This is a genomic window from Bacillus sp. 95MFCvi2.1 (genome assembly GCF_000374965.1).
Taxonomy (GTDB): Bacteria; Bacillota; Bacilli; order Bacillales; family Bacillaceae_G; genus Bacillus_A; species Bacillus_A pseudomycoides.
Genome location: NZ_KB895728.1, coordinates 18,649 through 29,537 on the forward strand (window position 1 = coordinate 18,649; position 10,889 = coordinate 29,537).

Genomic DNA, 10,889 nt, shown 5'->3' on the forward strand with positions numbered 1-10,889 from the left:
TCTATATTTACCACTAAAAAGGCGGGAGGAAGAAACATGGGAGTATACCGGAGTGTACAGGTGAATTTTTGGCAAGATGAGTTTGTACTTGATTTCACGCCAGAGGAGCGCTATTTTTATATGTATTTGCTGACATGTTCGAAGACGACACAATGCGGGATTTACTCACTGCCACTACGTTTGGTAGAGATGGAAACGGGGTATAACCGTGAAACGGTTGAGAAGTTGTTGCAGAGGTTTGTTGCGTATGGAAAGATATTATATGACGCGAAAACGAAGGAGTTATATGTTCTAAATTGGTTACGTTATAACCCTGTTACAAATACGAACATAGAAAAGTGTGTGTTACGTGAGTTAAAGACTGTGAAAAATAAAGAGTTTGTACATATGTTTCTTCAAAGATGCCTCGAGGAAGAGTTGAATATTCCGTTATTGTTAGAACATTTCGGAATGCCAGTTGAAGTATCTGATGTGATTCCGCAAGAAGTTTTTCAAGGTTGTGCACAGGATGAGAAAGTAGAAGAAGTAGAAGAAAAAGCGAATCCAGGTAGCAGTGTATTCACGTTTTATGAACAAAACTTCGGTAGTTTGTCATCATATGCAGCGGAGGAATTAAGTGAATGGGTTACGGATTTGTCGGAGGAGCTTGTACTAAAGGCACTTCAGATTGCCTATGAAAATAATAAGCGGACGCTTGCTTATGTGAAGGGGATTTTACGAGATTGGCATGGGAAAGGATATACGAAGCTCAGTGAAATAGAGGAAGCAGCAGCGAAGTTTCGAAAGAAGGAGCCGTCTATTCTTTATGAGACGGAGAAGTTTTTGGAGGAGTGTGAAGAGTGGAAGAAGAATGTTCCGTCTGAGGAAGAATTACAGAAGTTCTTGCAGGAACAAGGGTGGCAGCCGTGAGTATTCAACATATCGAGGCGGAACAAATGGTGTTAGGATCTTTGCTTCTTGATGGTGAACCAATTAAGGAGTGTCACCTAATTGAGCGGTACTTTTCTATGGGTGTGTATCAAACTATATTCAATTCGATACGAAAAATAAAGGAAGACGGGCTGCAGTTAGACAAGATAATTTTACTTAAGTAGATTAACTTGCATGCTAATTTAAGATGGAGCCTGATAGATTTGTTACAAAATAGAAAAAGGAGATCTTAAAATGATAATAAACGATGCCGTTTTTGGTGAACTTGAATATAATTACGGATGGGTAAGGTACACTACTATAACGTTTTGTGGAAAGGAAGCTAAGATAGCGTTAATGGTAGATGGCGAAGAGGAGAGTGGATTTGACAAAGAACAATATGAATCATATGATTCACTGATGAAAAATTGGGAGCAAGTGCAACAAAGTATTTTGCAACCGATTTTAGATTATTATAAACAAAAAAGGTATGAGCTTGGTTATGATATTGAATTTAATGAACATTATCCTTTAATTGAAACAACTGATCAACTTCTTAATAGGATAAGTTTAGTTGGAATTGTTGTTCCGTATGCGGATATTTTTGAAGGGCGAGGGATCGGACTCACCTTCGACTGTACATGGGATATGGAAAATGGTTTAGGTCTTCTTCTTATAAATGAAAAGGTAACCGAAGTAGGCTATCAGGATGTTGCGATTTGAATAGGGTGAAGTAATATAAAGATAGCTTAGAGTTTTCTTTTAAAATATGAAATTGATGAAGAAAAGAAGACGCTCAATTATATTATGTGTAAAGAGTTTTAATTTATATTTAAATTTAAATGAAGCATGAGGGGAATGAATTGTTTACAAAAGATACATACATTAGCTCGGTAAAAGAAAATCTTGAAAAAAATTCAGAAAGGTTGATTCATAATATAAGAGAAATTCTTAATTTTAATTATTATAGTAAAATAGAGTTAGTAGATTTTATGATTTTTATCGGATCGTTTGACCTTTCTATCATGATGTTTTCTATGAATAGAGAAGCAAGTGAGGTTTTTTACGAAGGAAACGATAGCAGTGTTTTTGCAGGAAGTCATGAATTAATCGAACGTATATCATACTATAACCTTTCTTATGATAAATCAGACGAGTTCTGGGAGTTTTATGAAGAAAACGATGGGATCATATCGGAAGATGAGGAAAAAACCCTTGTGGAATGGTTTGTTGATTGCTGGAATAAAGCAAATGGAGGAAGTATAAAATTACCCGCCTATTGTGGTTTTCATGATGCTAATCAATCATTTGACTTGCAGAAAAATATATGGGTTTCTGATGAGGAAAAGTGGTGGGATTAATACGCAAAAGATAACGGCCTGTTTTTTAGAGTATCACAGAATAGAGAAAAGTGATTTTTACTGAAAGAGGATATGTCTAACGAACTTATGCCGATGATACGCAATCAAAAAGAGATGGTGAAAATAATTTACCAAGGAGTGGAACTACGTTGGAGATTGAAATGATTCATGAAAAATTATCATTAGAAGAATTAGAAGCTTTTGAGGAAAAACATCAGCTGCGATTACCGAAATATTATAGAGAGTTTTTATTAAAATATAATGGAGGCTATCCAAAGGCAAGTATGTATAAAATCTCAGATGATGCAGGAGAAAGTGTATTAAACATTTTCTATGGAATTGGGAGTATGTATGATAATTTGGATAAAATAATAGATTTTTTTGATGATCTTTTAGATATGGGATTTATACCAATTGCAGATGATCCTGGCGGTAACCAAATATGTTTGGGGATCAATGAGGAATACTGTGAAAAAATCTTTCATTGGGCTCATGATGAAGAGCACGACGGTATGAAAAATATGTATTTTTTAGCCAATAATATAAATGAATTTCTTGATTATTTATATGAGGAGTAAAGTTAAACAGTTATATAGCCTTCAGGGGAATAGAATAAAAATTCATGTGTATAAAGGGGAATTCAAAGAATGATTCATTATGGAGAGCTGTATTATGACCATTATAGTAAATACTTAGGTGAGCCAATCGACCGGGAAGTATTTAAAAATGGTGAGGACATGCCGAGTATACAAATTTTGAAATATGAAAATGTATTTGAAGAATGTCTTGTTTTTAATACACTTGGAGTTAGTAAATATGAAGAAATAGTAGGGGATAATGTTGAGGTTTCAATGGTAGTTGATGGGGCATTTCGTAGTGTAGGATATATTTTGGCAAATGCTTTATTTTATTGTATAGCGAATCGAATAGAAATAGGTCGTGGAACAGCAATTAGTGGCATTGAAAGTATCGATAAGTCTTTTGTTCGAAAATACAATAAAAGTGCAGTTTACTTTACTGAACCGTTCGCTTTCCCAGAGGAATACAGCTATGTACTGACTGGAAATGCAGAAAAGGATGGTAAAGTGTTGCTGGCATTTTTTATTTCGGAGTCGGAATATGAATATTTTCTAAAATACGGAACAGAGAAATTTGAGGAATTATTAGAAGAGAATCATGTGGATCCTTTTCATGTTAGCAGGGAGTCTATAAATTGAGGATTAGCTAGTCCCGATAAAGGTCTATTATGGTTTAAACGAAATAGTACATATCATAGAAAAGATAAATTAAAGAACCGAAACATCACCTCGCCAAAAGAATAAAAGGGGAGTATAAGATGAATGAAAAAGTAACAGTATGGATTGGGAATTTTGAGAGTAATGATGAGTTTGAAAACTATACGAATATTAAATATACAGAAGATGGGGATAGTATACCTTCTATATTCGAACAACATTTTAACCTAGGTTATTATGATCGTGATTTAGTCGAAAAGAAATGGATTTTTCAACCACTTACAAATAATATTCAAGATTTATTAAAGGGCTTTTCATATTATGAACAATTTACTGAACAATTTGATAATGTTAACTTTAATAAAGAATTTAATACTGCGATTCTAGTTTATAATTTTGAATATGACGCTAGAAAAACAAAGATTACATATAAAAATAACGAATTGGAGTGTATTGGTGTTGCTCAATATACTGTAATTGTTGATGAGAGGTGGTAAAGACATCGGGTTCAATGGAAGAATCGGAATATAATAAACATGAACACGGACGGAAAGGGATAACTTAGTGGAAATAATAAAAGAATTGGAATTAACAAAATTAATGCAACGAGACAAAGTAGAAAAGGTTACTAGTAAGATATTTAGTGATGAGAGATTAAAAGAGTTTTGGAGTTATTATGATTTTTTAAGCAAAACCGCAATGAATTTAATCGGAAAAGAAGAGAAACATTCGATCATGTATAGTACATATTATTGGTATACAAAATATAAAAAAAGATATTTTGAGGTTCATGGATATGAAGCGGGTATTGAACAAGAAGGGATTCGGTTATTAGAAGAACTTGAAAATGAGTTAGAAGACGGTGTGGATTGGAATATTATACAGGAAATTGAAGAGGATCTCGTATTTTAGATCCTCTTTGTTTTTGAGTGAATTGAAGTTTACGTTAAGTTTATTTGTAATATAATTAATTTTAGGAATTGTTAAAAATATCCATATCGTAATATACGATTGTTTTATGTTAAATAAATAGGTGATGTAGCGCAATGGGAGGAGAAATTATGAATCCTATACACACTGCAAAAGAAATTCGTTCAGCAATTAAGTTAGGTGATACGGAAAGGGTTGTTGAATTAATTGGTAATGATATTGAGAGATTACATATGATGACACCTTTTGGGACATGGCTCCATGTCGCATCTTCAAAAGGAAGACTTGAGATTGTTAAGCAGCTTATAGCCTTAGGAGCAGACGAGAATCAAAATGGTGGTGTATACGGCGGCGGGGCAATCAACGAGGCAGCTTCAGGAGGACATATAGAGATTGTTACATATTTATTGTCTTGCGGCGCAAAGATGGATGTCACCGAACCAGAAAGGAATCCGTTATTTGGTGCAATAAGTAATGGTCATGTAGATATTGCAGAGATTCTAATCAAAAGTGGTATTGATTCAAGTGTAAAGTATAGTGGTGATAGGGATGCATTGGCTTTTGCTCGAGAGCAGGGACAAACTGAAATGATTCAATTATTAGAAACTGTAGATGAAAGTAACTCATCTGTAACAAATTACGATAATCAGAGTAAACAAAATCAGATTTTAGAACATGTAGCAAAATACTTCAGATCTCCAGTTACGACTATAAGTGAAATCATACCTGGAAGTAGAGTAGGGATTCATATTCATATCATACCACCATCTAAAGAGAATCATTTCATAACGCTTGTGACTACTGGGATGAGTGATTATCCGATGGACAATTCGGAAGAAGCAAGTGAGTTTAAGTATGCTGAATTGATACAAAAGTTACCTGTAGACTGGCCGATGAATAAAGAGGATTTGAAGGATCAAAATATTTATTGGCCTCTAGGATGGTTAAGAAAAACAGCCCATATTCCTCATAGTTATGACGGATGGCTAACCGAAGGAGTGATTCTTCCAAATGGAGAACCACCGCAGCCTTTTGCGTCTCATACAAAGCTATCCTGTATTATGGTATGTAAAGTGCAAGAAAAGGGGTTGGAGAAATTAGTGACTCTAGAAGGTAATATCATTAATTTTTATACACTTTTACCTATTTATGAAGAAGAAAGAAATCTTGCTTTAGAGAAAGGTTATACATACTTATTAAATAAAATGAATGAAAAAGGAATCACAGATATTCTTGATATGAAAAGAGTAAATGTGGGGGTATAGAAAACGGTCATTACAAGGGAGTTGGATGTTTTGATTGAAGGTACAAATATAATGAATCGTATTTGGTATGGGAATAGACCAATTGAATCGATTTCAGATATAAAAAAGAGGGTTTTGAATGCTAAAACAGAAAAGGAAGTTTTGCTAAATGTAATAGAGCTGTTTAAGGCTGGTGATTTTTCACAAAAACAATTACTAATTCAACTAATGAATCATACGAATGATGAACAAATATTAAACTTATGTATTCGAATTTTTTGTTCTATTGCTACACATGAAGATATTAGGAATTCTAATAATCTTACATTTTTAGCTTTAGCAAGTGAATACGCAGTAGATACATTTTCATCCGCAGCTATTACATCGCTCTCTATGGAGGTTATTCCGTATTTATTAGTGTTACTTGAAAAGTGGGATGAAATAACAGATACTTCGATGATCATAAGAGATTCTATTGACTTTTTTATAAACTATCAAGATGTTATCGGGGAAGAAGTAAGTGTAGACGAGATTGGTGAATTTTATCTTAATTACATAAAAAAATGTGATGTGGAAAAGTATTATTTCTATCAGATTCCAGCGTTTCCTGGGGATTTAACAAAAAAACTGTTTGAACGAGTCATAAGAGCAACAAATCATGAAGAACCATTAAAAATGGAGTTTATACCATCCTTATTATCAATTTGGACAGGAGAGAAAGTACTTGCTGATTATCATACGATAATTCGTAATGATAACTATAAAGATTTTGTAACCTATATAGATACTATCTCGAAAAGAAGTTGGGAAAGAGGTCGAAAATATTTTTATGGATTTAAATTATCATAGTGGTTGAAATGATGGAATAATAGAATTTTAATTGGAGGAGGGATAGTTAAGTTGGTTACTGTGAATGTAGTAGTGCTTCATGATTCGAATTCTAATAAGTATCTGCCTTTGATTAGAAAGAAAACGTCTAAATCGATAAGTGAAATCAAACAAAATATGAAAACAGAAAAGCCTGTAATGGAATGTAATTATGATGATGCAGATCAATTGAGATCTTTAGTGAAATGTGCTGAGGAATTACTTTCAATGGGAGCAAGTATAAAAATTTATGAAGAGGAAGAATGGATTACACTTGAGATGGTAAGAAATCTAATTGGGACAATAGAAGGTATTGCAAAAGACAGGGAAGCAATTGATAATGTAATGTTTAGGGATGATTTTGATGAATAGTAGTCCCGAAGTAAATAAAAACTAGCAAATTTCATTTTGCTAGTTTTTATTTGTCTTTATTAATGTGAACAACAAATCGCGTGTAATTTCTCAGCAAATTCTTTATGATGACTTGTGTTATAGCCTCCATGATGCCCTGGAAACTCCACAATTTCTGTTCCTATTTGTTCCGTTAATGCGACTGCGCAGTGGTAAGCGAAAAAATCTCGTGAATCACTTCCCCCGGCTGGAAGTACTTGCATCGATGAAGATATTAATGCAGTCTTCAAGGCATCGATATCTAGTGAATGGCGGAGAATTCCCGGTATTTCATACTCAACGAAATACGTTGAATTACTAAGCATTCGCTTTGCTTGCACATCATTCAGTTGTTTTAGATTGCTAGTGTCCACTCCTACATTTGATAATAACTTTATGACCTCGCTTTTATGATTTTTCTTAAGGACTTCCATGAATTTTCTAGCCTGCACCTGCTCATCACCGAATAAAAGTTGCAATAAAACGGGTTCGTGAGGGATTAGTAGCTTTATCTGCCTTGGATGGCGTAGGCACAGATCGAGTCCGATAACAGCACCGGAGCTGCTTCCGAATACGTATGCCGGTTCATCGGTCAGTTTAGCTAGCAGGTGGTGAGCATCGTCACTATGTGTTTCCACGCGGTAATCCTCAGTTTGATTGGTAAGCTTACTGCGGGAATGTCCACGGCGGTCGTAGGTAACAACTGTATACCAATCAACAAGATGATTAGCGACTTTAAGAAATTTATCAGCGTCACCACCGCCGCCATGGATCATTAGAAGTACAGGTCCTTTTCCTCTAATTTCATAGTAAAGACTCGTTCCAGGCACTTGCAATGTTCCATTCTTCACTACAGTCATTTGTAAGATCTCTCCTTTTTTCTTATCTATCATAAAAAATGAATAAGGGGTTCCATTTTTATCGCTTTTAACTATAATCGGTAGTCCTCTTTACTTTATATGATTGGCGAATGATATAAAATGCAGAAATTAACTAAGAAACAAAGTCACCATAGTTTACAGTTACGCTCAAATTGTTGTTTTGAAATCATGTTGGATTAAAAATACCTCAACACTAAAATTTTGTTTCGCCACGGTTATTTATGAGGTAAGCGTCAAATATTCCCCACCTACTATTTGTAAATAACCCATGAGATAATCTCCTTACATACTACATGTGGAGGTTTTTTTATGAAAAGACACCGATTAAAGAAAGAATGGGAAACTTATATTCAAGACTATAAAAACAGTGGATTATCCAAAGTTGCCTGGTGTCAAAAACAGAACCTACCGGTTCATCGGCTATATTACTGGCTGCAAAAATTATCACTTGAAACTGAAGATCAAAATAATAATGAGCGTGTGAATTGGATTTCTATGAATGTCCCTGTCGTAGAAGAAAACATACATGCCACGATTCGAATCTACATTCAAGAAGCAACCATTGAATTAGATGTACCTTTTGCTTCACAAATGCTCCTACAAGTGATGCAGGCGGTGAAGCAACAATGATATTAGAGATCGCGATTGAAAAAGTATATCTTGCACAAGGGGCAACAGATTTACGTAAATCAATTGATGGACTAGCGGCTATTGTAAAAGAAGAATTTGAGTTAGATCCCTTTTCTTCTTGTTTATTTGTTTTTTGCAATCGCTCACGGGATAAGCTGAAAATTCTGGTTTGGGAACATAATGGCTTCTGGTTGCACTATCGCAGATTGGAAAAGGGAACGTTTTATTGGCCAACTGGGCATCGGGGTGTGCCACTTACCATATCAAGACGACAATTGAGGTGGCTTCTTGATGGATTTGCTTTTCAACAAAAACAAGGGCATCAAGCTGTATATGCGAGAGCCATTCTATAAAATCATACATGAAAAAGGAATTTGAATGATTTTGTCGAATGGATTTATCTATGAAAACAACACCTTCACATTCAAACCAACCCACAATTGAATCACTTCAAGCTCAAGTAGAGGAACTCACGGCAAAAGTGAGATGGTATGAAGAACAATTTCGTCTTAGTCAACAAAAACGGTTTGGTACGTCTAGCGAAAAAACACCTAATAATCAACTCGCTTTAGAACTGTTTAATGAGGCTGAGAAAGAAAGTGATTCTGAAACCCCCGAACTAGCTATTGAAACAATCACCTATCGTCGTAAGAAGAAGCGCGGTCATAGGGATGAGTCTGTCCAAAACCTTCCGGTTGAAACAGCAAAAGAGAATAATTTAAGTCCCTATCATTATCTTCTTTATTTGTTTGAAACACTCCCCAATATCGATTTAAATAATAAAGAAGAAATTGATAAAGTCTTGCCGTGGTCAACAGATTTACCGTCTAGATGCAGAGTACCCAAAAAAAGTGAAGCAAACAAACAATAACTCCAAAATCAACTTTTATTGTATAATTTGGAGTTACTTGACGTTTACTCCAAATTAACAAATTCATTTCTTTCTCCAATTCTTACATTTTATAAAGCCTAGGGTTTTATCGTACCTTTTTCTATAGCTAGGAATTCAAATTCAGCGGTAAATCCCTTTCCTTGTGGACTACAAGCATATACACCACATTGGAAAACTTTATCTTCTGCATCTTCCATTAATCTTGTAATACGTAATTGATTCCAAGTTTGTTCTTTTAATTCTTTTAAAGTGAACTCTTTATCATGTTCAATTTCTAGAAATTCAACGATATAGTCTTTGGACTCTCTACGAATGCGAAAATATAGCTCCCATGGTCCTTTTTTGTAGTTTTGAGTAGACCAATCTGAGTAACCGTGATTAGTTACTACAGCTCCAAGTTTACACATACCATTTGGTTCATACTCTATAGACGTCTTTAACCAACAGTCTTTAGAAAATCGAACCATTAACCCAGCCTGATCATATTGATGTACAGGATATGACCGTACTCTAGTAGTGATAATTACATCCTCATTCATCTCTGAATATAAGAAATGCCCATTATCAACAGCAAATCCATAGTGTGTTTTTTGCCAATAGTCGGTCATTTCTTCAGGCTGAATAATAAGCCCAGTATCTTTTTTTTGGATATCCCAGTTTTCTGGTTGACAATACCAATTTAGGCTCGGATGAAGAGTTTCATTTTGAAACTTTTCATACAATAATAATGAGCACATAAAATACATCTCCTTTTGTTATTGTAATTATTTCTTTATATGTAAATAATAGTATTAAAATCACGATTTATGCAATCGTTTTCTTGAGAAAAAATGTAATTTTTAATAAAAATACATTTTTTGTTCAAGAATGATTACTATGCTATTTGCTTGAATAGCTATATTTGTTATGCAATCGTTTCCCTTAGGATATTGTATTTTTGAAATAGAATACCTTTCAAATTTACTACTTTTATCATAATAGCTAAGAAGACTCCCTCCTCAGAGAACGTGAAGGGTGTATCCTAGTGAATAGGAGGTAGATGAATTTGGATATGGAAAAGACTATGTCCAATGTGACCAGTGAAGGTGTAAATGACAAATTATATATATATTATTAAATTAATAATAAGATTCAATAAAAAGAATTGCTCTAGAGCTTTGCTATTTAAACCCACCACATGTCAGAAGGACTTTCTTCAATTAGAATAGATTGAAGATATCATCATTTCACATTCTTTTGATGTTAAAGCCATAGGTTTTTCACATAGCACGTGTATTCCTCTATTTAATGCGCTGATGGAAATTTCGGCATGGAACTTATTAGGTGTACAAATGCAAACTGCATCCACTTCATTAAAAAGATCTTGATATTTTTCAAATACGCAACTTGATATATTGCGGAATCCCCATACTGTATGCCGCTAGAATCAAAAACCAAATGTAACTTGTTGATACAAGAAAAGCAATTCTATAATATTTCTTACTTCTTGTTTTTTTCTCTTCCATTTTCCCACCATCTTTGCAAAATTGAACTTCTAATTTCCATCCTTA

Annotated in this window: 16 protein-coding genes and 1 pseudogene; 14 read left to right on the forward strand and 3 right to left on the reverse strand. The window is 34.2% G+C overall.

Annotation, left to right across the window (positions count from 1 at the left end):
• Window positions 1-36 precede the first annotated feature (36 nt).
• From C568_RS0127555 to C568_RS0127605, 11 genes are all read left to right on the forward strand, one after another.
• Entirely contained in the window at window positions 37-909 is an 873-nt protein-coding gene (locus C568_RS0127555) for a DnaD domain-containing protein (protein ID WP_018783378.1), read from the forward strand.
• A complete protein-coding gene (locus tag C568_RS0127560) occupies window positions 906-1,094 on the forward strand; it encodes a DnaB-like helicase N-terminal domain-containing protein (protein WP_018783379.1) in 189 nt (62 codons plus the stop codon). Before C568_RS0127555 ends, C568_RS0127560 begins: the two co-directional genes overlap by 4 nt.
• A gap of 70 nt (window positions 1,095-1,164) precedes the next feature.
• Entirely contained in the window at window positions 1,165-1,632 is a 468-nt protein-coding gene (locus C568_RS0127565) for a DUF6985 domain-containing protein (protein ID WP_018783380.1), read from the forward strand.
• 140 nt (window positions 1,633-1,772) lie between these two features.
• The gene (locus C568_RS0127570; RefSeq protein ID WP_018783381.1) at window positions 1,773-2,270 is read left to right on the forward strand and encodes a hypothetical protein; all 498 of its coding nucleotides are present in this window, start codon (window positions 1,773-1,775) and stop codon (window positions 2,268-2,270) included.
• Window positions 2,271-2,419: 149 nt separating this feature from the next.
• Window positions 2,420-2,848 carry an SMI1/KNR4 family protein gene (locus C568_RS0127575; protein ID WP_018783382.1) on the forward strand — a complete coding sequence of 143 codons (429 nt, stop codon included), beginning with the start codon at window positions 2,420-2,422 and terminating at the stop codon, window positions 2,846-2,848.
• Window positions 2,849-2,917: 69 nt separating this feature from the next.
• On the forward strand, window positions 2,918-3,487 hold the full coding sequence (locus C568_RS0127580) for a suppressor of fused domain protein (protein ID WP_018783383.1): 570 nt from the start codon (window positions 2,918-2,920) through the stop codon (window positions 3,485-3,487).
• 119 nt (window positions 3,488-3,606) lie between these two features.
• Window positions 3,607-4,002 carry an immunity 22 family protein gene (locus C568_RS0127585; RefSeq protein ID WP_018783384.1) on the forward strand — a complete coding sequence of 132 codons (396 nt, stop codon included), beginning with the start codon at window positions 3,607-3,609 and terminating at the stop codon, window positions 4,000-4,002.
• Between the two features lie 67 nt (window positions 4,003-4,069).
• On the forward strand, window positions 4,070-4,417 hold the full coding sequence (locus tag C568_RS0127590; protein ID WP_018783385.1) for a hypothetical protein: 348 nt from the start codon (window positions 4,070-4,072) through the stop codon (window positions 4,415-4,417).
• A gap of 149 nt (window positions 4,418-4,566) precedes the next feature.
• Window positions 4,567-5,700 (forward strand): suppressor of fused domain protein, encoded by a 1,134-nt coding sequence (locus tag C568_RS0127595; RefSeq protein ID WP_029427886.1) that lies wholly within the window; start codon window positions 4,567-4,569, stop codon window positions 5,698-5,700.
• Window positions 5,701-5,730: 30 nt separating this feature from the next.
• Window positions 5,731-6,528: an Imm47 family immunity protein gene (gene imm47 / locus C568_RS0127600; RefSeq protein WP_018783387.1), complete on the forward strand. Its 798-nt coding sequence runs from the start codon at window positions 5,731-5,733 to the stop codon at window positions 6,526-6,528.
• Between the two features lie 60 nt (window positions 6,529-6,588).
• On the forward strand, window positions 6,589-6,918 hold the full coding sequence (locus tag C568_RS0127605) for a hypothetical protein (protein ID WP_231399055.1): 330 nt from the start codon (window positions 6,589-6,591) through the stop codon (window positions 6,916-6,918).
• Between the two features lie 59 nt (window positions 6,919-6,977).
• Here the strand turns inward: C568_RS0127605 and C568_RS0127610 are convergent, their stop codons facing one another.
• Window positions 6,978-7,796, reverse strand: a complete 819-nt coding sequence (locus C568_RS0127610; protein WP_018783389.1) for an alpha/beta fold hydrolase — start codon at window positions 7,794-7,796, stop codon at window positions 6,978-6,980.
• Between the two features lie 330 nt (window positions 7,797-8,126).
• On the opposite strand from C568_RS0127610, the gene tnpA reads away from it, so the two are divergent.
• Genes tnpA through C568_RS36175 form a run of 3 tightly spaced genes read left to right on the forward strand, consistent with a single transcriptional unit; the run spans window position 8,127 to window position 9,318 of the window.
• Window positions 8,127-8,447 carry an IS66 family insertion sequence element accessory protein TnpA gene (gene tnpA, locus C568_RS0127615; protein WP_018783390.1) on the forward strand — a complete coding sequence of 107 codons (321 nt, stop codon included), beginning with the start codon at window positions 8,127-8,129 and terminating at the stop codon, window positions 8,445-8,447.
• The gene (tnpB, locus tag C568_RS0127620; protein ID WP_018783391.1) at window positions 8,444-8,800 is read left to right on the forward strand and encodes an IS66 family insertion sequence element accessory protein TnpB; all 357 of its coding nucleotides are present in this window, start codon (window positions 8,444-8,446) and stop codon (window positions 8,798-8,800) included. Before tnpA ends, tnpB begins: the two co-directional genes overlap by 4 nt.
• Before the next feature lie 38 nt (window positions 8,801-8,838).
• On the forward strand, window positions 8,839-9,318 hold the full coding sequence (locus C568_RS36175; RefSeq protein ID WP_095995487.1) for a transposase domain-containing protein: 480 nt from the start codon (window positions 8,839-8,841) through the stop codon (window positions 9,316-9,318).
• Window positions 9,319-9,416: 98 nt separating this feature from the next.
• On the opposite strand, the gene C568_RS0127630 is transcribed toward C568_RS36175, so the two are convergent.
• Both C568_RS0127630 and C568_RS33850 read right to left on the reverse strand, forming a co-directional pair.
• A complete protein-coding gene (locus C568_RS0127630; protein ID WP_018783393.1) occupies window positions 9,417-10,076 on the reverse strand; it encodes a DUF1349 domain-containing protein in 660 nt (219 codons plus the stop codon).
• A 473-nt stretch (window positions 10,077-10,549) separates the two neighbouring features.
• Window positions 10,550-10,720 (reverse strand): annotated as a pseudogene (locus C568_RS33850) (Gfo/Idh/MocA family protein); the annotation flags it as partial.
• Window positions 10,721-10,889: the final 169 nt, after the last annotated feature.